At 32.8% G+C, this 21,875-nt stretch carries 19 protein-coding genes; 10 read left to right on the top strand and 9 right to left on the bottom strand.

The window, feature by feature from the left end:
- Positions 1–120: 120 nt before the first annotated feature.
- The 4 genes from GQ47_RS22310 to leuS all read right to left on the bottom strand — a co-directional run bounded on the left by GQ47_RS22310 (position 121) and on the right by leuS (position 5,189).
- Positions 121–714 carry a DUF485 domain-containing protein gene (locus GQ47_RS22310; RefSeq protein WP_035653299.1) on the bottom strand — a complete coding sequence of 198 codons (594 nt, stop codon included), beginning with the start codon at positions 712–714 and terminating at the stop codon, positions 121–123.
- On the bottom strand, positions 701–1,174 hold the full coding sequence (locus GQ47_RS22305) for an RNA polymerase sigma factor (protein ID WP_035653298.1): 474 nt from the start codon (positions 1,172–1,174) through the stop codon (positions 701–703). The genes GQ47_RS22310 and GQ47_RS22305 overlap by 14 nt, the downstream gene beginning before the upstream one ends.
- 5 nt (positions 1,175–1,179) lie before the next feature.
- On the bottom strand, positions 1,180–2,025 hold the full coding sequence (locus GQ47_RS22300) for an alpha/beta fold hydrolase (protein ID WP_035653296.1): 846 nt from the start codon (positions 2,023–2,025) through the stop codon (positions 1,180–1,182).
- Between the two features lie 299 nt (positions 2,026–2,324).
- Positions 2,325–5,189, bottom strand: coding sequence for a leucine--tRNA ligase (leuS, locus tag GQ47_RS22295; protein ID WP_035653295.1), 2,865 nt, complete (start codon positions 5,187–5,189; stop codon positions 2,325–2,327).
- 275 nt (positions 5,190–5,464) lie between these two features.
- On the opposite strand from leuS, the gene GQ47_RS22290 reads away from it, so the two are divergent.
- From GQ47_RS22290 to truB, 5 genes are all read left to right on the top strand, one after another.
- On the top strand, positions 5,465–5,806 hold the full coding sequence (locus GQ47_RS22290) for a winged helix-turn-helix domain-containing protein (RefSeq protein WP_238568023.1): 342 nt from the start codon (positions 5,465–5,467) through the stop codon (positions 5,804–5,806).
- Between the two features lie 393 nt (positions 5,807–6,199).
- Entirely contained in the window at positions 6,200–7,075 is an 876-nt protein-coding gene (locus GQ47_RS22285; protein ID WP_035653291.1) for a cell division protein FtsX, read from the top strand.
- A gap of 83 nt (positions 7,076–7,158) precedes the next feature.
- Entirely contained in the window at positions 7,159–7,413 is a 255-nt protein-coding gene (locus tag GQ47_RS22280; protein ID WP_035653289.1) for a DUF3098 domain-containing protein, read from the top strand.
- 96 nt (positions 7,414–7,509) lie between these two features.
- Positions 7,510–8,307, top strand: a complete 798-nt coding sequence (locus tag GQ47_RS22275; protein WP_035653287.1) for an undecaprenyl-diphosphate phosphatase — start codon at positions 7,510–7,512, stop codon at positions 8,305–8,307.
- Complete coding sequence (gene truB / locus GQ47_RS22270; RefSeq protein WP_035653285.1) at positions 8,307–8,996, top strand: tRNA pseudouridine(55) synthase TruB; 690 nt, start codon at positions 8,307–8,309, stop codon at positions 8,994–8,996. Before GQ47_RS22275 ends, truB begins: the two co-directional genes overlap by 1 nt.
- A 369-nt stretch (positions 8,997–9,365) precedes the next feature.
- On the opposite strand, the gene GQ47_RS22265 is transcribed toward truB, so the two are convergent.
- Positions 9,366–9,983 (bottom strand): thioredoxin family protein, encoded by a 618-nt coding sequence (locus GQ47_RS22265; RefSeq protein ID WP_035653283.1) that lies wholly within the window; start codon positions 9,981–9,983, stop codon positions 9,366–9,368.
- Positions 9,984–10,175: 192 nt separating this feature from the next.
- On the opposite strand from GQ47_RS22265, the gene pyrH reads away from it, so the two are divergent.
- The 3 genes from pyrH to GQ47_RS22250 all read left to right on the top strand — a co-directional run bounded on the left by pyrH (position 10,176) and on the right by GQ47_RS22250 (position 14,135).
- Positions 10,176–10,883: a UMP kinase gene (gene pyrH, locus GQ47_RS22260; protein ID WP_035653280.1), complete on the top strand. Its 708-nt coding sequence runs from the start codon at positions 10,176–10,178 to the stop codon at positions 10,881–10,883.
- 76 nt (positions 10,884–10,959) lie between these two features.
- The gene (frr, locus tag GQ47_RS22255) at positions 10,960–11,523 is read left to right on the top strand and encodes a ribosome recycling factor (RefSeq protein WP_035653278.1); all 564 of its coding nucleotides are present in this window, start codon (positions 10,960–10,962) and stop codon (positions 11,521–11,523) included.
- Positions 11,524–11,642: 119 nt separating this feature from the next.
- Positions 11,643–14,135 (top strand): DUF5686 family protein, encoded by a 2,493-nt coding sequence (locus GQ47_RS22250; protein ID WP_035653275.1) that lies wholly within the window; start codon positions 11,643–11,645, stop codon positions 14,133–14,135.
- Positions 14,136–14,367: 232 nt separating this feature from the next.
- Here the strand turns inward: GQ47_RS22250 and GQ47_RS22245 are convergent, their stop codons facing one another.
- The 4 genes from GQ47_RS22245 to GQ47_RS22230 all read right to left on the bottom strand — a co-directional run bounded on the left by GQ47_RS22245 (position 14,368) and on the right by GQ47_RS22230 (position 18,670).
- Positions 14,368–16,638, bottom strand: a complete 2,271-nt coding sequence (locus GQ47_RS22245; protein ID WP_035653273.1) for a cation:proton antiporter — start codon at positions 16,636–16,638, stop codon at positions 14,368–14,370.
- 112 nt (positions 16,639–16,750) lie between these two features.
- Positions 16,751–17,470 carry a LytR/AlgR family response regulator transcription factor gene (locus GQ47_RS22240; protein ID WP_035653271.1) on the bottom strand — a complete coding sequence of 240 codons (720 nt, stop codon included), beginning with the start codon at positions 17,468–17,470 and terminating at the stop codon, positions 16,751–16,753.
- A complete protein-coding gene (locus tag GQ47_RS22235) occupies positions 17,433–18,194 on the bottom strand; it encodes a sensor histidine kinase (RefSeq protein ID WP_035653269.1) in 762 nt (253 codons plus the stop codon). Before GQ47_RS22235 ends, GQ47_RS22240 begins: the two co-directional genes overlap by 38 nt.
- Positions 18,195–18,340: 146 nt before the next feature.
- On the bottom strand, positions 18,341–18,670 hold the full coding sequence (locus GQ47_RS22230) for a DMT family transporter (protein WP_035653268.1): 330 nt from the start codon (positions 18,668–18,670) through the stop codon (positions 18,341–18,343).
- A 181-nt stretch (positions 18,671–18,851) separates the two neighbouring features.
- Between GQ47_RS22230 and GQ47_RS22225 the strand changes: the two genes are divergently transcribed.
- Together GQ47_RS22225 and GQ47_RS22220 are read left to right on the top strand one after the other, a co-directional pair.
- Positions 18,852–21,221 (top strand): efflux RND transporter permease subunit, encoded by a 2,370-nt coding sequence (locus GQ47_RS22225; RefSeq protein WP_035653266.1) that lies wholly within the window; start codon positions 18,852–18,854, stop codon positions 21,219–21,221.
- A gap of 53 nt (positions 21,222–21,274) precedes the next feature.
- A complete protein-coding gene (locus GQ47_RS22220; RefSeq protein WP_035653264.1) occupies positions 21,275–21,754 on the top strand; it encodes a hypothetical protein in 480 nt (159 codons plus the stop codon).
- The last annotated feature ends 121 nt before the right edge of the window (positions 21,755–21,875 follow it).

Genomic DNA, 21,875 nt, shown 5'->3' with positions numbered 1-21,875 from the left:
TTTTTTGATTGATTTTTAAAGTTACAAAATCAATCACAATTTCTGAACCATTTTAACAAAATGACATTTTGGCATTTTTCAGCACAAAAAAAGCTTTACAATACTGCAAAGCTTTCCGATTTAAGACTCTAATTGATTATTTACTTCCTCAAACTTTTCAATTAGACTGTTTATTTTTAATTGTTGTTTTTTAATTTGTTTCGGACGAATGTAAAACCAATTAAACAAAATCCATAGCAAAGTGATTCCGTAAGTCAAACTTGCGCCCAGAACGCTCATTCTGCTCGCATATTCATACATGTAAAGACAAATTCCCGTTGTTAAAAGCAAAAAGTACAAACTCATCATATTTGTCTGTAAAAATTGTTGTTTCTTTTGAATCAAAATTAATTTTTGAAGATATTCCTGATTCGTCTGCGTTGCATCAATGTCTTTATAATTGCTGAATAATTTATTCGAAACAAACAGATAAATTACCATTGCAAGTATTGTTAAAACAATTCCGATTTTAGTCGAAACAAATTGCGGCTGATAATAAATCCATATAAAAATTATAAAAGCACTGGTTGCAAAAAGCATAATATTTGTCATCCATAAACTACGCAAAGATGCTTTTTTAAATTTGCTTAATCTAGAAAGCAAATCCTGCATATCGGGCTGACTTACGGTTTGTTTTTTCCATAAATCGTTGAAGTTTATATTATTGTTTTCCATTTTCTTTAAATTTTTGAGTCAATTTTTCTTTAATTCTGTGAATCTTCACTCTTACATTTGCTTCTGAAAGACCAACGATTTTTGCAATTTCAGCTTGCTTCACTTCTTCTAACTCCAGCGAAATAATGATACGATCGGTTTCGGGCAATTCGGCGATGCATTTGTATAAAAACTGAATCTGCGGTTCGATTGATTGCTGTTTTTCTTCCGAAAGATGAATTGGTAATTCTGATTTTGGAAAACGCTTTTGCTTTTCAATTTGTCTCAAACAATTATTAGAAGCAATTCTAAAAATCCAGGTTCCAATGGCCGATTCGTTTCTAAATGTACCCAGCTTTTGCCAAACAATTATAAAAGTTTCCTGAGCTAAATCCTGTGCAATATCATAATCATTGACAAAACCCATGCAAAGCCTGAATATTCGATCCCAATATGTTTTGTAGATTTGTTCAAATTCCATTCTTATTATTTTATAAAAGTGTTTAATTGTGCCAAATACCAATCTTTGTCATCATACATAATAAAATGAAGACCTTTGTTTGCATATTGAAAATTGGCTGTTTTTAGATTTTTATACTGATCTTCAATTGCTGGTTTTAAATTTATAAAATAAGACTCTAATAAAATTAACGCCGGACATTTTATCTGTGCGATTTTAGCTCTTAAATCTGTATTTGAGAAATCACAATACATTTGTCCGAATGTTTTTCTATCTGATTTTGCACTCCAATCGACAACCATATCTAATTTTGAAGCATCAGCCAAAAGTCTTGGCATTGTTTTTTTCTGCATTTCAAGAAATTGAGCATCAGTCATTCCGGTCATTTGATTTACTACGGCTGTACAGTCATTATTTTCTTTTGATTTGAAAGAAGGATCCATTAGCGCAGCCATACACGGAAGCGCATCTACCACTACAATTTTCCCAATTAATCCCGGATAATCAGCAGCGATTGCTAATGCCAATCCGCCTCCCATACTATGACCAATTAGAATTGGTTTTACGATTTTGTTTTCTTTGATATAATTAGCGATTTCTGTTTTCCAATTTTCAAATGAAGGATTTTGTTCTGGTTTTACTCCAGCAAAACCTGGCATTGTAAGTGTATAACAAGTGAAATCTTTTTCGAAAGCAGTTTTGGTTTCATTCCAAACTTCGCCAGAAGAAGCAAATCCGGGAATGAAAACTATGGATTGTTTTCCTTTTCCAGTTTTAAGAACTTCGAAAGGATATGATTTTGTTTGTGCAAAAACATTTAAACATAATGCTGAAAATAAGAATGCGATAATTAAGATGATATACTTTTTCATTTTTAATAGTTTTAAGTTGTTAATTTAATCGGATCCGTCCTTTTGATACGGCAACTATTAAAATGTTACAAAAGTTTTTAAAAATTTAATTATTAAATTCAAAACTCCAATGTTGATGCAGGTTTTTAACCGCAAAGTACGCGAAGGTTTTTCGCAAAGAACGCTAGGTTTTCCGCCACGAATTCACGAATTAATAGAAAAAAATTCGTGAATTCGTGGCGGAAAAAAACTGCACAAAAAAAATCCCAAACTCCAATCGTAAAATTGGAATTTGGAATTTTTATATTGGATTTTTAAAATTAACCTACAAGGTTGATGATTTTTCCAGGAACGATAATCACTTTATTTGGTGTTCTACCGTCTAATTGTTTTTGTGTTCTTTCGTCTTTCATAACGATTTCTTCGATTTGTGCTGCGGTTAAATCCAAAGGCAATTCGATAGTGAAACGCATTTTTCCGTTGAAAGAAACTGGGTATTCTTTATTTGTTTCAACCAAATGACTTGCCTCAAAAATTGGGAAAGCTACTTCAGAAATTGAAGTTGTATGTCCTAATTGTGACCATAATTCTTCAGCAATGTGTGGTGCGTATGGCGAAACCAAAATTGCTAATGGTTCCAAAATAGCTCTTGAATGACAATTTTGAGCAGACAATTCATTTACACAAATCATAAATTGAGAAACCGAAGTATTGAAAGAGAAATTCTCGATATCTTCTGCTACTTTTTTGATTGTTTTATGCAATGATTTTAGGTTGTCTTTTGTTGGTTCGTCATTGTTTACGATTAAACCATTATCATCAAAATACAATCTCCATAATTTTTTCAAGAAACCAAAAACTCCAGAAATACCAGCCGTATTCCAAGGTTTTGCCTGCTCTAACGGACCTAAAAACATTTCGTATAAACGCAATGTATCAGCACCGTATTCTGCACAAATATCATCTGGCGTAACCACATTATAGTATGATTTCGACATTTTTTCTACTTCACGGCCTACAATGTATTTTCCGTTTTCGTCTAAAATAAATTCTGCTGTATTGAAATCTTCTCTCCAAGCTTTGAACTTTTCGATATTCAATTCATCCGAAGAATTAACAAAATGGACATCAACGCGAATTGGCTGTACATTTTGACCTTCAATTTTATTTTTAGATACAAAAGTATTTGTTCCTTCTAATCTGTAAACATAAGCCGTCGTACCTAAAATCATTCCCTGATTAATCAGTTTTTTGAATGGTTCTTCGGTTGGAGCAAAACCTTTGTCTTTTAAGAATTTGTTCCAGAAACGAGAATACAATAAATGTCCGGTTGCGTGCTCGCTTCCTCCAATGTATAAATCTACATTTTCCCAGTAAGCCAAAGCTTCTTTGCTTGCGAATTCATTTTCATTGTGTGCATCCATATAACGCATCCAATACCATGAACTTCCCGCCCAACCTGGCATTGTATTTAATTCTAAAGGAAAAACCGAAATATTGTCAACTAAATCTGTATTGACAACTTTGTTTTGTTTTGTATCCCAAGCCCAAACTGCCGCGTTTCCTAATGGAGGCAAACCGTCTTCAGTTGGCAAATATTTCTCTACTTCTGGTAAAATAATTGGCAAATGTTGTGTATCGATCATTTTAGGCAATCCATTCACATAATAAACAGGGAATGGCTCACCCCAATAACGCTGACGAGAAAAAACAGCATCACGCAAACGGTAATTCGTTTTTCCTGTTCCTTGACCTATTTTTTGCAATTCGCTAATTGCTGCGTAAGTTGCATTTTTATAATTTAATCCGTTTAAGAAATCAGAATTTGCGATTTCAACGTTGTCTTTTGATCCGTAAGCGGCTTCAGAAATATCAACATTGGCGAAGATATTTTTGATTTCCTGCATTCCGTTTTGACCTTTGAAGAAATTAGCAAACGCGTAATCTCTTTCGTCTCCGCAAGGAACCGCCATTACAGCACCTGTTCCGTAACCTGCCAAAACATAATCACCAATCCAAACCGGAATAGCTTCTTTTGTAAAAGGATGTTCAGCATAAGCTCCTGTAAATACTCCTGAAATGGTTTTTACATCAGCCATACGCTCACGCTCCGAACGTTTTGCTGTTTTTTCAATATACGCTTCAACAGCTTCTTTTTGTTCTGGAGTTGTAATTTTAGCAACCAAATCATGTTCTGGTGCCAAAGTCATAAAAGTAACTCCAAAAATAGTATCAGGACGAGTAGTGAAAACCTCGATTACTTCATCATGGCTTTTCACATTAAAAGTTATCAAAGCACCAATCGATTTCCCGATCCAGTTTCTTTGAGATTCTTTGATTGACTCACTCCAATCGATATCATTTAAACCTTGAAGCAAGCGTTCGGCATAAGCAGAAATTCGCATACTCCATTGTGTCATTTTTTTTCTTATAACAGGAAAACCTCCACGTTCCGAAACGCCGTTTACAATTTCGTCATTTGCCAAAACAGTTCCTAAGCCAGGACACCAGTTTACTTCGGTTTCTGCCAAATACGTCATTCTGTATTGCAACAAGATTTTTTCTTTTTGATCTTCAGAATAAGCATTCCATTCGTCAGCAGTAAAAATTGCAACGTTATCGTCGCAAACTGCTTCGACTAATTTATTTCCTTCTCCTTCAAATACTTTTACAAGCTCAGAGATTTCAAAAGCTTTTCCTTGTTTTCTGCAATACCAAGAATTGAACAATTGAATAAAAATCCATTGTGTATGTTTGTAATAATCCGGATTTGAAGTACGTACTTCACGTGCCCAATCAAATGAGAATCCGATTTTATCTAATTGTTTTCTATAACCAGCAATTTGTTTTCCTTCTTTGTCAACTCCACCGTCAATATTTACGCGAGTCGTATCTTCCGGACGCTGTCCTGTCTGAATTGCATATTGTTCAGCCGGTAATCCGAAACTGTCGTAACCCATTGGGTGCAAAACATTGAAACCTTGATGTCTTTTGAAACGAGAATACACATCTGAAGCTATATAACCCAGCGGATGCCCAACATGTAATCCTGCTCCTGACGGATAAGGAAACATATCGAGAACATAATGCTTCGGTTTTTCAGAGTTATTTTTTGCTGCAAAAGTTTGATTTTCTGCCCAATATTTTTGCCATTTGGCTTCAATTTCGTTTGGATTGTATTTCATTTCTAAGTGACTAAGATTCTAAGTTACTAAGGTTCTAAGCTTTTCACTAATTAATTATCGCGCAAATTTACATTTATTGTGGCTTGTTCCAAAGCTATTTCCTTGACAAACAAATAAAATAACAAAATACTTATTTTTAATTACGTAAAAATACTTATTTTTGCATTTAAAAATACGTATCAAATATTTCTTTTTTATAAAATATTTGAAAAAAAAGAACGAATACTTTTACGCATTAATGTTTATTTTTATAAAGTTATTAGAACAAAATGAGTATGGATAAAAAATATTCGATTGAAGTTCGGGTTTGGATTGAAGAAGCTGAAGGCGCATTTCTTGGAATTGGAAAAATTTGGCTTCTTGAAAACATCAAGAAAACCGGATCAATTACCAATGCAGCAAAAGAGATGAAAATGGCGTATCGTCAGGCTTGGCAATTGGTTGAAGAAATGAATCAACGTGCCGAAAGTCCTTTAGTAGAAAAACTTCTTGGCGGAAAAGGCGGTGGCGGTGCAAAATTAACCGAAGCCGGTGAAAGAGCAATTTCTGTTTTTTATGAAATTGAAAAACGTATTAAAGAATTTGCTCAAAAAGAAACTCTAAACCTGAAATTTTAAAATAAATTTCTTTAAAAAACTTTGAGAGTTGAACCGCAACGCATCATACAATTTTTATTTAAACTTATGCTAATACTATAGAGTTTGCAAAGCAATATAAATACAAAGCTTTGCGTTTTTTTGCTAAAGATTAAATGATTTACACAAATTTAAAAATCATTTTAAACCTTTTAATCTTGTTGCTATTCTCTTTTATTTTACTAACTCTTCGAAAGTCTTAGCGAACTTTGGAGTTAAATCACTTTATTTAGAAAATTTATTGAAAATTTGTGCACTTTTCGATGAAAGACAAATTTATTCAATATCTAATTGTACATTTATAGTATAAAAGTTCGTTAATAACTTTAAATAAAGAAATTCTTTATTATTTTTACCACATAATTTAAGCATACTATGAGTTCTAACTTTGATAAATTTCAAAAGCGCAGGTTAATTTCCTCTTATTTTTCGGTAGTATTAAGTGTATTCTTGGTTTTATTCCTTTTGGGAGTGCTGGGATTATTCATTATTAATTCTAAAAAATTGGCTAATGATTTTAAAGAAAAAATCGCAATGACGGTTTTCTTTAAAAATGAGGCTAATGATAGCGTTATCAAAGCATTCAATGCAGATTTAAAAAGAGCGCCTTTTGCAAAATCTTTTGTTTATGTTTCTAAAGAAAGAGCAGCAAAAGAGCATACTGATATCATTGGAGAAGATTTCTTGACTTTCTTGGGAGAAAATCCGTTATTGAACTCATACGACATACATCTAAAAGCGGATTATGTTGAAAGAGACAGTATTTCTAAAATTGAAAGCAAACTGCGCCAAAATACAATGATTGAAGATATTGTTTACGATAAACAATTGATAAATCTGGTAAACGACAACATCAAAAAAGTAAGTATGTGGATTTTGATTATCAGCGGATTCCTTGCTGTAATTGCAGTTTTATTAATAAACAGTTCACTACGTCTTTCTATACATTCTAATCGTTTTATTATTAAAACTATGCAAATGGTTGGTGCAACAAAATCGTTTATTCGTAAGCCTTTTGTTATGCGTAGCGTAAAATTAGGAATGTTAGGAGCAGCCTTAGCAATCGTAGCTTTAATTGCACTTTTAATTTATGTTGAAACTAATTTCCCTGGCTTAGGAATTTTAGAGGACAAAGTACTAATCGGACTGGTTTTATTGGCTGTTTTTGGATTAGGCGTTTTAATTACATGGGTAAGCACACATTTTGCAACACAACGTTTTCTGAATTTAAGAACTGACGATCTGTACTAATTTTAGATTTAAAACACCTCTGAATTCCCTTAGGATAGCACATAAATAACCTTAATTTTTGCAAGGTTTAACAAAATATAAAAATGAAAAACAACAATATTAAAGAAGGAAAACAAGATAACCACGAATTTCTTTTTGACGGCATTAACTACAAAATCTTATTAATTGGAATTGGAGTTATTGCGTTAGGATTTATTTTAATGTCAGGCGGAGGAAGTAACGACCCGAATGTTTTCAACGAAGATATTTTCAGTTTTAGACGTATTCGTTTAGCTCCAACAACTGTTTTAATTGGTTTTGGAATTACTATTTATTCTATTTTCAAAAAATCTAAATAGACTCCTTAGACATCTTAGACACCTTAGATCTTTAAATTAGTCTTTTCTAAAAAAATCTAAGAAGTCTAACATTCTAATAATCTAACAATCTAATAAATGGATACATTACAAGCTATCGTTCTTGCCATTATTGAAGGAATTACAGAGTTTTTGCCTGTTTCTTCAACAGGACATATGATTATTGCCTCTTCTTTTTTTGGGATTGCGCATGATGATTTTACTAAACTTTTCACGATTGTAATTCAACTTGGCGCGATACTATCGGTTATAATTTTATACTTCAAACGTTTCTTTCAGACGTTTGATTTTTATTTCAAACTTTTAGTAGCATTTATCCCTGCAGTTGTACTCGGATTATTATTAAGCGATTTTATTGATGGCTTATTAGAAAACCCAGTTACAGTCGCAATTTCACTTTTGATTGGAGGAATAATTCTATTAAAAGTTGACGAATGGTTCAATAGCCCAAATACAGCCGAAACTTCACAAGAAATCACTTATTTGCAAGCCTTCAAAATTGGATTATTTCAATGTATTGCCATGATTCCGGGAGTCTCTCGAAGCGGAGCAAGTATTGTGGGTGGAATGTCACAAAAATTATCAAGAACTACAGCTGCTGAATTTTCATTTTTCCTGGCAATTCCTACAATGTTAGGCGCAACGGCAAAAAAATGCTACGATTATTACAAAGCAGGATTTGACTTATCTCATGATCAGGTAAACATGTTGGTTATTGGAAATATTGTTGCTTTTGCTGTAGCACTTTTAGCTATTAAAAGCTTCATTGGATTTTTGACTAAAAACGGTTTCAAAGTTTTCGGTTATTACCGAATCATTGCCGGTATCGTTTTATTACTGATCCACTTTTTCATTCACCCGCTTACCATTATATAATGACACCTGAAGAATATTTAGAAGGACAAGTTTTATTGATTGACAAACCATTAAAATGGAGTTCATTTCAAGCTGTCAATAAATTAAAATACCTTTTAATTAATAAAGTCGGACTTCCAAAAAAGTTCAAAATTGGTCATGCCGGAACTTTAGACCCTTTGGCAACTGGCTTATTATTAATCTGTACTGGAAAATTCACCAAAAGGATTTCTGAATTGCAAGGTCAGGCCAAAGAATATACAGGAACATTTTTCATTGGAGCCACTACTCCATCTTATGATTTAGAAACAGAAATTGATCAGACTTTCCCAACAGATCATATTGACGAAACATTAATTTACGAAACCGTAAAACAGTTTTTAGGTGAAATTGATCAAAAACCGCCTATTTTCTCTGCTATTAAAAAAGATGGCGTGCGTTTATATGAACATGCACGAGCAGGAGAAACTGTTGAAATTGCAAGCAGAAAAACAACAATTCACGAATTTGAAATTACTAGAATTGAATTACCTGAAATAGATTTTAGAGTTGTTTGTTCAAAAGGAACTTATATTCGTTCACTTGCTTATGATTTTGGAAAAGCAATGAATTCGGGATCACATTTAACTGTTTTGCGCCGTACTAAAATTGGCGAATATGATGTTAAAAATGCGATCGATATTACTTTATTTGAAGAAAGCTTAAAGTAATAAAAAAGCACATTACAAATAAGCAGTAATGTGCCAAGCTCGTAAATCAAAGTATAGTTATTCCATACTTATTCCCTCTGAGTTAATAGTGAGGCACATTTTTCCCTCCAAATAAAAAGGTTGAAAAGAAATCATAGAATCTTTCGAATAACTTTTTCATAATAGTGATTTTTTAATAGTTAAACATTAAATAAACACCAATAAAAAGAGTAAATCAGAAAATTAATAATAGAAGTGGGATAGTTTTACTAAGATACAAAATTTTCCTCCAAATAAAAATTTTAGAGCCTTTATTTAACATCTTATTTAGTTTATTATCAACACGTTATCAACAATTATTTTGCCCGTTATTTTTTCAAAATAAAAGCATTATAACCGATTATACTTGATGTTTTCCATAATTTCCAGAAGTTCTTCCTGAACTGAAATTCCTTTATCAGCCAAGTACCATAATTGCAAATCGGTTTTTATTTTTTCATCAATTGGCCCAACTTCTCTTTTGTGTTTTGCCATCAACTCTGTCGCGCCTTTTGGTCTTGGTCCCCAATCTGCACGAACGATTCCCGCTTCTTTACAAATCACAATTACTTTCGGGATTGCTCTTCCGCCGTTGGTCAAATAATGATTCATCAAGTCATCATTTTCATCACGAAGCACTATTCGCAAATCGATTTTTTTATCTGATGCAAGCGCCATTTTATTTAAAATAGGTAGAATCTGAGCTGCATCACCACACCAGCCTTCTGAAATTACAAGCCAGATATAATGATTATCCAAATGCTGTAGTTTTGAAATTGTATCTTCAGAAATTACGATCGTCTTTTCCAATCGGTTCATTCGGGTTTCATTTAGTTTCGAATAATTGGTCAAACTGTCAGATTGTTCGTTTCCGGTTGATTTTCCTTCTGACAATAAATCGGTTACTAATTTTCGATATTCAATATAAGAGTGACTATTGAATAATGCTTTGGCTACGATACTTTTCATAAATAGTTATTTTGCTTAGCATAAATTTACGGATTTCTGAAGATTGAGGAATGACTTTTATCAGATTTGATACAAAAAAACTGTAAAAACTCTTTATAATTTTAAAATCAAGGCCGCAATTATTTTTTTTGTAAACATTATTTCTAAAAATCAGAATATGTCTATATTTGCACAAATTAACGCAACACAAACATGAAATATAAAAGAATTCTTCTAAAACTTAGTGGCGAGGCCTTAATGGGTGATTTACAATACGGAATTGACCCGAAAAGATTAGGCGAATATGCTGACGAAATCAAGCAAATTCACGACAAAGGAGTAGAAATTGCTATTGTTATTGGAGGAGGAAATATTTTTAGAGGCGTTGCCGGAGCAAGCTCAGGAATGGACAGGGTGCAGGGAGATTACATGGGAATGCTTGCAACTGTTATTAATGGAATGGCTTTGCAGGGCGCACTTGAAGACAAAGGAATGAAAACTCGTTTGCAAACTGCTTTGAAAATGGAATCTATTGCAGAACCATACATCAAAAGAAGAGCTGATCGTCATCTTGAAAAAGGCAGAATCGTAATTTTTGGAGCCGGAACCGGAAATCCATATTTTACAACAGACACTGCAGCTGTTTTGAGAGGAATCGAAATCAATGCTGATGTTATCCTGAAAGGAACACGTGTTGACGGAGTTTATGATTGTGATCCTGAAAAAAATGCTTCAGCAGTAAAATTTGATTTCATTTCATTTGACGACGTACTTAAAAAAGGATTAAATGTAATGGATACTACTGCTTTTACATTAAGCCAGGAAAACAAATTGCCAATCGTTGTTTTTGATATGAACAAAATTGGAAACCTTTTGAAAATCTGCGCAGGCGAAAATATTGGAACTGTAGTAAATATATAGTCCTCAGCAACAGTTTACAGTCACATAATACGACTTTAACTGAAAACTGAGAATGAAAACTGAAAACTAAAAAAAAATGAGTGAAGAAATAGATTTTATATTAGAAAGTACTGAAGAATCAATGAATGGTTCGATTGCACACTTAGAAAAAGAATTTCTAAATATTCGTGCAGGAAAAGCTTCTCCGGCAATGCTTGGAGGTGTTTTTGTTGATTACTACGGAGCTGCAACACCACTTTCTCAAGTATCAAAAATCAGTGTTCCTGACGCTAGAACAATTACTTTGCAGCCGTTTGAAAAAAATATGCTACAAGCAATTGAAAAAGCAATTATGATTGCAAACATCGGATTTAACCCGATGAATAATGGTGATGTTATCATTATCAGCGTTCCGCCTTTGACAGAAGAGCGTCGTCGTGATTTGGCAAAACAAGCAAAATCTGAGGCTGAAGATGCTAAGATTGGTATCCGTAATTCTCGTAAAGATGCAAATACTGATATTAAAAAATTAGAAAAAGAAGGAACTTCTGAAGACATTTGCAAATCTGCTGAAGAAGAAGTTCAAAACTTAACAAATGCTTTCACTAAAAAAATTGATGAGTTATTAGCTGCAAAAGAAGCTGAAATCATGAAAGTGTAATTACATTTGGCACAAAATAAAAAATCCGTTTGGCAAAATAGCGTCAGACGGATTTTTTTATTCTTATTTTTGCATACCAAAAGTAAAATCTTTTCGTTTTTGAAACTATAACACGCTGTATGAAGCTATTTTGTTTTTTGACTTTGTTTTTCACGCTTACCATTCAGGCGCAGTTTCAAATAAACGGAATTGTTACCGATCCACACAATAAACCGCTTCCTTTTGCAACCATAACTACAGCAGACAACAACAATACTATTACAGATGTTGATGGGAAATTTGAACTTAAAATCAATTCAAAAACGACCACTTTTGCTGTTTCCTATATTGGTTTTCAGACAAAATTAGTTCCTGTTGTAGAGAAGAAAAAATTTTATCCCGTTTCGCTTTCTCAAAAAACAGATGATTTAAAGGAAGTCGTTGTTTCAAATGAAAATCCAGCATTAGCAATTATAAAAAAAGTTATTGCGAATAAAAACAAAAACAATCCGCAGAAAAAACTCAGCAGTTTTGAATACAAAACATACAACAAACTGATTGTTACAGCAAATCCGGATTCGATCGACGGCCGAATCGATTCTTCAGCAACATATAAAGATTTCAATAAAAAGCAAATCAACATTGATTCTTCGGATTATAAGTTTAAAGAAATCATAAGCAAACAGCATTTATTTCAAACGGAGAAAGTTTCGCAATATCAATTTGGAAACAATAAATTAAAAGAAACCATTTTAGGCACAAAAATGGCAGGATTTAAACAGCCTGTTTATGAAATTATCGCTTTCAACTTGCAGTCTATTTCGATTTACGATTCGAAATATGAATTGTTTGAAACCAAACATCAAAGTCCAATCGCTGACAACGCATTTTCTGATTATAATTACAAACTTTTGGACACAGTTCCCATTAAAGGTCGAAATACCTTTATGATTTACTTTAAAAACAAGAAAAGAAAAACAAATGCACTAGAAGGTGTTTTATATATTGATCAGGAAAATTTTGCTGTTGCAAAAGCTGTAATGCGTATAAAAGCCGTTTTAGATATTAGCGGTATACACGAATTTGAATATGTGCCAGAGGAAAAAATCTGGTTCCAGAGTAATACCACTTTTAAAATTGTCAAAGGGAAAAATGACGATGATATTAAAATTTTGGGCGGAACGATTCAGTTTGATGGTGACGTTGAAGACAATTATGAACGAAGAAAAAAAGTAGCTTCTGATTTTACTTATTTAATTTCTGAAAGCAATAATTTCGATATTCATTACAACACAAATCCTTCGATAAAAAATCCGTCGCTTTATATTGAAATTAAAGATGATGCCAATAAAAAGCCCGAAGAATTCTGGAATACTTACCGAAAAGAAGCTTTAGATCTTAAAGGTCAAAGAACCTATCAATTAATAGACAGTTTATCGTTAAGCAAAAGAATTGAAAAACGTCTTGGTTTGGGCCGAAAAATCATCAATGGTTATCTTCCTATCGGGCCAATTGATTTGGATTTAAAAAAAGTCATCAGTTATAATAACTATGAAGGATTTCGTTTAGGTCTGGGAGGCGTTACAAACGATCGATTTTCCAAAAACTTTAGAATTGAAGGTTATGGCGCGTACGGAACAAAAGATGGCGCTTTTAAATACAATATAGGTTCTGGCGTTTTATTGGACAAAAACACTAATACTTGGATCAACGGATCGTATACAGATGATGTCCGCGAGATTGCGAGTACCGTTTTTGCCGTTGATAAACGTGTTTTCAAAATCTATGATCCGCGTCCAATCAACATTAGTACTTTCTACAAATATATTGCTTGGAAAGCCAATGTTCAGACCAAAATTATTCCGAAAACTGAAGCTGTTTTTGAATTAGCAAGAACTTATGTTGAGCCAAAATTCGATTATCTTTTCAATTTAAACGGACAATTATACTCGAATTACATCATGACTACTGCAATGGTTTCAATTGTTTGGGCGCCATTCAGTGAATTTATGCAGACTCCAACTGGCAGAACAGAATCAGACAAAAGATTTCCGAGGTTTACTTTTCAATACACACAATCGCTTCCAAATGTCCTCGAAAACGACTTTACATTCAGTAAAATAGATTTCAAAACAGAGTATGAAAAAAAGTACCTAAACGGACAAAAAACAAGCTTACTTTTACAAGGCGGTGTCGCAATGGGCGATGTTCCTATTACGCATTTGTACAATACGATGCCAAATAATTTAACCAAAGAAACCGTTATTCAGCGTATTACTTTTGCCGGAAGAAACAGTTTTGAAACCATGTATTTTAATGAGTTTTTCTCCAGCCAATATTTATTCTTTCAAATAAAACATGGTTTTGACCGAATTAAAATCATGAAAAAGGTTCGACCTTCTTTAGTTTTGGTTACAAGAATGGCTTGGGGAAATATGGAAAAACCTGAACAGCATGTTGGTCCAGATTATAAAACTTTAGACAAAGGTTATTTCGAATCCGGAATTGAGTTAAACCGAATTTTTAAAGGTTTTGGACTAGGGGGATTTTATCGCTATGGACCAAATCAATTGCTGAAATTTGAAGATAATATTGCAGTTAAGATTTCTTATGTTATTGATTTGGGGCTTTAATTTTAAATTCCCATTTTTTCAGCCACTAATTCACGAATTTCACCACTTAACTTTGTGAAAATTTTTCCGCTGAATTTCACAAATTGATTTTGTTACAATTTGTGAAATTTATGGTTAACAAACTGCGCAAAGAAATGCGATAAATTTGTGAATTCGTGGCTATAAAAAAAATCCCAAACTCCAATCATAACAATTGAAATTTGGGATTTAAAGCATTAAAATTTAAAACTATTTAAGGTTTAAGAATCAAAACAGAAGGCGTATTATTCAACCAAGTGCTTTGAGATTCGATCAATTTTTTCCAGCTGTCTAAACTTATGATCATTAAGTTTTGCGTTTCTAAAAACTCTTTCTTAATTGTTCTGTCATGCATAATCATAATATGATTTGGAGCAATCTGTTCAATCGAGCGAATTGTTTCCTGAATATCGCGAGTATTTTTCACTTCACCGCTCGCATCTAAAACTGTAATCTGAGAACCATTATTATTGATCAGTTTTTTAGCATATTCAATTAAATAAGCATCTTCTTTGCTAAAAACCGGCATAAAAACCTGATCAACTTCTTCTAAATCTTTGTCAATAAAAATCCCGACCGGCATTTTACTTTTTGCAATAATATGACGTGTTCTTTCATCAAAAGGAGAATTTTCAAACAAACCTTCTTTTCCTGTAAATTTATCTATCAATCGGTCTGGATTTACTATTCTGGTTGTAAATCCAAGGATTTTTCCAAGTAAAGTTCCATCAAAAATAGATTGTCCCAATCCAACAAGCAACAAATCATATTCGCCTTGATTAGCCGAATCAATAATATCAGCATCGATATCATTTGTTACTTTAAAAACACTATTTATCTTTTGATCCAAATGTTTTGATTCTTCAATAATAGGAATCAGCATTTTTCGCTCGTGATCTTTGACGTCAAATGAATGGATTTCTGTACTTAAAGACAAATGCATTGCCGTTACAACAGAATTGTCGCCCTGTTTTTTAACTAAGCTATTTGCAATTTTTAGCAATTTTTTTCCTCTTTCAGGAGTGGCAAAAGAAAGCAGAATCTTGTATTTGCTTTTGGTTCCAATTTCTTCTGGAACTGCTGTAACTTTATCTTTAAAAACAAAATTGATAAAATCTAAAGCTGGTCCGGTCATAAAAGTTGTGATCAAAGCCATGATTACCATCATTGTAAAAATCTCTGTAGATAATACTCCCAAATCATAACCAATATTCAAAACAACCAATTCCATCAATCCACGTGTGTTCATTAAAGCACCGATTGCCAAACTGTCTTTCCAGTTTTGCCCGACAAATTTTGCTGCTAAAGCACTTCCAAAGAACTTACCTACAACAGCAACAACAATAATTAATCCAGTGATTTTCCATAAAGCAGGATCATTCAACAATCCGATTTGTGTACGAAGACCCGTAAATACAAAGAATAAAGGCAAAAGAACAATTATCGAAACATCTTCCACTTTTTCGATAAAAATATTTCTGAATTTACTGTTTTCCGGCATAATCGCTCCGGCTAAGAAAGCTCCAAATAATGCGTGAATTCCAATTAATTCAGCGGCATATGCCGAAAATAAAAGTGTCAGAAAGAAAATCGCAACGACAGGTTTATTCAAACTTTCGCGAGTTGAATTTAAATCACCAACACGTTTTAAGAAAGGACGAACAATTTTCAACATGATAATCACATACAAAATCGCCAAACCAATTACATAAAGTGAACTAGCTAATGAACCTGCTTTTACAATCGCAATTACTACTGCCAAAATACACCAAGCCGTAATATCATCGGCTGCCGCACAGGTAATGGCGATAGTTCCAAGTTTGGTTTTTTGAAGACCTCTCTCCTGCACTATTCTAGCCAGAACCGGAAATGCGGTAATACTCATAGCAATTCCCATAAACAATCCGAACGAAGAAAATGCAACGCCTTGAGGAGCAAAAGTTCCGTAAATAAAATAAGCAAGTGTCAATCCTAAAGCAAATGGAATAACAATACTGGCGTGACTAATTACAACAGCATCGTGCGCTTTATTCTTCAAAACTTTCAAATCCAATTCCATTCCGATAACGAACATGAAAAGAATAAGACCGATCTGACTTAAAAACTGAAGATTACCTAAAGACTCCTTTGGGAATAAAGCGGCTGAAAACTCCGGAAAATACATTCCAACTAAAGATGGCCCGAGAACAATTCCCGCAATCATTTCTCCAATTACAGATGGCTGTCCGATTTTTCTAAAAAACCATCCGAATAAACGCGCAACTAAAATAATGGTTACAATCTGTGCTAATAATATGGCAAGAGGATGTTGCAGGTTTTCAACCATTGAATTCAAAAAATCATTCCAATGATTACTTTCTATTTTTTTTTCTAATACATTTCGGCCCGCTTCAAGAGATGAACCTTGTGAAATTATCCAATATATCAAAGTCGTAAAACCGCCAATTACTGTAATGTAAAATAAGGAGTTTTTAAAGTTATTCATAATTCGTTTTTTTAAATTATGGAACAAATATCAGAAGTCCACTTTACGTGAAAAAGCAATTTTACCGCTAATTTTAAATCTATGTAATAAGTCCGTAAAACTTTGTAATAAGTTATATTTTCACCTTTTTCAAAAAGTCTGCGCGGTACGTTTCGCTGAGAATAAGCGTTATATTTTTATTGTTTTCTTCCAAATGATGCAGCACAATTTCGTTATGATTAAAAAATTTAATCGCTTTTACCGCAATGATTTCTTTTTTATTCACACGACAAAAATCAGCATCAGGCAATTCGTTTAAAAGTGTATCAAATTTAACATTTTTCAGATTCAGAAAACTGCCATCTGTCAATAAAACAGTTTTATCCCGACTATCGCCTAAAGCTGTTTTTATATATTGAATTTGATTAAAATAAAGCAACGTTTTGCCTTTGTCAGTATTTAATTGAATAAATTTCTTTTTAACATCTGGTTTATCAAAACGTTCAACAGCTTTGGCAATCGCTTTTTGCAGACGCTCTAATTTTACCGGTTTTGTAATATAATCAACGGCATCAATATTAAAAGCATCGGCAGCGTATTCCTTGTAAGCCGTGCAAAAAATAACCAATTTATTTTGGAGCATTTCAGCCAAATGAAGTCCGTCGATACCTGGCATTTCGATATCCGAAATCAGCAAATCAAAATCAAGATTAGCCAAATCAGACAAAAGTTTTTCAGGATTATTATATGTTTTTACGATTTCCAGTTCTGGAATTTGTTCGCAAAGCATTTTCAAATATGTTAATCCTGGAAGCTCATCGTCCAGAAGCAAGCATTTCAGTTTTGTATCCAAGTAAATCTATTTTTAGATGAGCAATATAAACATCGTTTTCTACAAACTTATCGAGCTTGAAATTATTCTTGTAAATAATTCTAAGGCGATGCTCTAAAGTGGCATGTCCAAAACCGCTTCGTTCTTTTTTCAATACTTTTTTATCTGAAATTTTATTCGAAACCGTCATAAAAAAAGCATTATCCTTAAACTCAAAAACAACCGATATAAAAGCATCGGCACTTTGAAGATCAGCATGTTTAAAAGCATTTTCAATTAAATCAATCGAAATTAACGGTGCCAATAAAGGTTGATCATACAATTTGTCATCTTTATTGATATTGGTTTTGATTTTCAATTCAAAAAGCGGGCTGATCTTGATTTTATTGATTTCGATCAAATTCAGTGCAAAATCTATTTCTTCTTTGGCTGTAACAAATTTCTTTTTGCTTTCGTATAAAATATAATCCAGAACATTGGCCAATTTATCTAAAGCGAAATAAGTCTGATAAGCGTGCGACTGAATCGAATTTAAAATATTCTTAAACAAATGCGGATTCAGTTTTGATTCTAAAGTTTCGAGCTGCAAATCATTAACTTTTACTTCGAGTGCATAAAAACTTTTTTCGGCGTCATCTTTTGCTTTTTTTGCCTGCATTAATTGGTAAATCATAAAGCAGATGATAATGACAAGCAATAAAAGAATCGCTAAAAAAATAAAAGTTGTGGTATTGTTTTGCTGCATTGATTATGAATAATTAAAAGTTTTTTGCCCACTGATTTTGCGGATCAAACTGATTTACACAGATTTTCAATTGTTTTGTTTTGACTAAATTTTAAAAAAGAAATCTGTGTAAATCAGTTTGATCCGTTTTATCCGTGAGCTATCGTTTAATGACTAGAAACAAACTTCAACCCAATAATTGAAGCAATCAAAGTTGTAAGGAAAAATATTCTCCAGAAAGCTGCCGGTTCTTTAAAAATAAAAATCCCGACTAAAACAGTTCCAACTGCTCCAATTCCTGTCCAAACCGCATAAGCCGTTCCAATTGGCAAAACCTGAGTTGCTTTATATAATAAAATCATACTGATTGAAAGACATACAAAAAAACCAATCATCCAATAAGTTGATACAATTCCGGTTGTTTCTTTTGCTTTTCCAAGACAAGATGCAAATCCTACTTCAAAAAGTCCTGCAATAATCAATAAAATCCAATTCATTTTCTTTTCAATTTTAAATTAACTGCAAATATGAGAAAAGCTAACGACTAAACAGCTAAAAATAGGAAAATTATCACAATTTAAATAATTGCAAAATTATGTTAACATTGCGTAAAATACAATCGATTGTTTATGATTTTGAGGCATTTTCACTACATTTGCAACCATTTTTAAAGATTTTATGAAAAACGCTATTCAAGTTGGCTTTTGGGAAAAACTGGCCCGAATCATACTTAAAAACAGAATAACAATTCTGATTATCCTTTCTGCATTGACTATTTTCCTTGGTTATCAATGGAAAAACCTTTCTATGACTTATACCGAAGCAAACCTGCTTCCAAAAGATCATATTGCAAATAAAGAATATCAAAAATTCTTAGACAAGTTTGGTGAAGAAGGAAATCTTATTGTAATTGGTTTTAAAGATCCAAAATTCTTCACGCCAAAAAACTATGCCGCGTGGAATGAATTAATGACAGGTTTAAAAAAATCGAAAGAAGTTGATTTGGTTGTTTCTTTGAACGATTTGAAAAAACTGGAAAAAGATACTATTAACGAAAAATTCGTTTTAACGCCTTTTATCGATCAAAGCAAAGCCTTAGATCCTGCCTATTTAAAAAGTGTTCAACACGATTTATTCAACAATTTGCCTTTTTACGAAGGATTATTATTCAACAAAGAAAGCGGAAGTGTTCGCTCGGCGATATATATCAATAAAGCTTTAGTAAACACTCCGGAAAGAAAGACTTTTATACTTGAAAATCTAGTTCCGAAAATCGCTAAATTCGAAAAAACCACAGGAATTGATTTGAAAGTTTCGGGAATGCCGTACATCAGAACAATTAACGCAGATGATATGAAAGGCGAAATCGGACTTTTCATTGGCGCTGCTTTACTGACGGTTTCGTTGATTTTCTTTTTCTTTTTCCGTTCGTTCAGAGCGACATTTATTTCAATTTGCATTTTAATTGTCGGCGTAATCTGGTCATTTGGAACGCTGGGATTATTTGGATATAAAATCACGATTTTAACCGCTATTATTCCGCCGCTGATTATCGTAATCGGAATTACAAACTGTATTTTCCTGATTAATAAATACCAGCAGGAAATCAAATTACATAACAATCAAGCAAAAGCGTTGCAACGTGTTATTTCTAAAATTGGAGTTTCGACTTTAATGACGAATTTAACTACAGCAATTGGTTTCGCAACGTTTATGATTACTGGAAACGACTTGCTTTTTGAGTTTGGTTTAGTGACTTCAATCAACGTAATTTCTGTTTATTTATTGACACTTTTTATTGTGCCAATTATCTACAGTTTCTTGCCATTGCCAAAAGAAAAGCATTTATACCATTTAACTAAAACTTATATTTCAACGTTATTAGACAGTGTTGAAAACATTGTAAAAGGCAAACGAAAAGTCGTTTATATTATTTACGGTTTACTTTTGGTTTTCAGTGTAATTGGAGTTGCTCAAATGAAAGTTTCAGGAAGCTTGATTGGCGAGATGCCAAAAAGCGCTTCTTTCTTTAAAGATATTTTATTCTACGAAAAAGAATTCAACGGCGTTATGCCATTGGAAATCATGATTGACACCAAAAAGAAAAAAGGTGTTATGAAAGCTTCGACAATTCGTAAAATGGATGAATTGCAAAATACAATTGCTGAAATTCCTGAATTGGCAAAACCAGTTTCTGTAGTGAATTTGGTAAAATATTCGAAACAGGCTTTCTACAATGGAAATCCGGAATATTACCAATTGCCAACTTCGCAAGAGCAGGCTTTTATTTTGAGTTATGCTAAAAATGCAACAAAAAACAGCAAAGAAAACTTAATGAAAGCGTATGTTGATTCAACTGGACAATATGCGCGAATCACCACTTTCATGAAAGATATTGGAACGGATGAAATGGCAAAAGTGGAGAAAAAATTACATTCAAAAATTGATGAAATTTTCCCGAAAGACCGTTTTGAAGTTACCGTTACCGGAAAAGCATTAGTTTTCCAAAAAGGAACTTCGTATTTGGTTGACAACTTAATTGAGTCATTGATTTTCGCAATTTTGACGATTGCCATACTGATTTTATATTTATTCCGTTCGTTCAAAATGGTAATGGCATCGGTAATTACAAATATTTTACCGCTTTGCATTACGTCTGGGTTAATGGGTTATTTCGGAATTCCGTTAAAACCGTCTACGATTTTGGTATTCAGTATCGCCTTTGGAATTTCGGTTGATAATGCGATTCAGTTTATGGCGAAATACAGACACGACTTGCTTCAAAGCGGCGGAAAAGTGAAGAAATCGGTTTTCAGTGCATTAAGAGAAACTGGAATTAGTACTTTTTATACTTCTGTAGTTTTGATTTTAGGTTTTGCGACTTTTACATTGTCAAGCTTCAGCGGAACAATTGCTCTTGGAGGATTAATTTCTTGTACTTTGGCTTTTGCGATGTTTGCTAATTTGGTTGTACTGCCTTCGTTGGTTTTGACTTTTGAGAAAAAGAAAACTAAGAAAGAGGAATTGTTGGAGAATTTGGAGGAGTAAGGTTTTGTTTGCCACGAATTTCACGAATTGGCACAAATTAATTTAAAAATGGAATGAAATCAAAGCTGAATGCAACTGAATTTAAAAATAAGATTAAGAGCAATACGGTAATTGGAAATCCAAAACTTAAATTTATTAGTCCATTTTGGTTATTTAGAATATTTAAAGGAATTTCGAAACCTTTCTATGGAGATTTTGATGATTCAGCATTTCGTTTAACGATAAATACGACTGTATCGCCAACATTTTATACAATCAAGGGCAAATACAAAACATTAAACAGAATATTAGATATTAGTTATGCAATTGAACCAACACATAAACTTTCAATCATTTGGATAAAGTATTTTCCAATTATTGCATTTGTTTTAGCAAATTCAGTTCTTATCAGTCAAGAAGAAACTTCTTTACAAGTATATTTAATTTTTAACTTGTTTATTGTTTTTTCAATGTTTTATATAAGATGGCGTACCAAACAGGAAATGAAAAATTTAGAACGAAAGTTCAATGAAATATTTGAGATTATAATTTAATTAAAAAATATATTCATAGTTTGTCATTCCGAGGAACGAGGAATCACACTCGAAACTCGACAAAGATTGGCGATTTACTTTTCGGAATTACTAGTGTGATTCCTCGTTCCTCGGAATGACA

This window comes from Flavobacterium sp. ASV13 (assembly GCF_000745775.1).
In the GTDB taxonomy this organism is placed as follows: Bacteria; Bacteroidota; Bacteroidia; order Flavobacteriales; family Flavobacteriaceae; genus Flavobacterium.
This window is presented reverse-complemented; position numbering and strand designations above follow the sequence as displayed.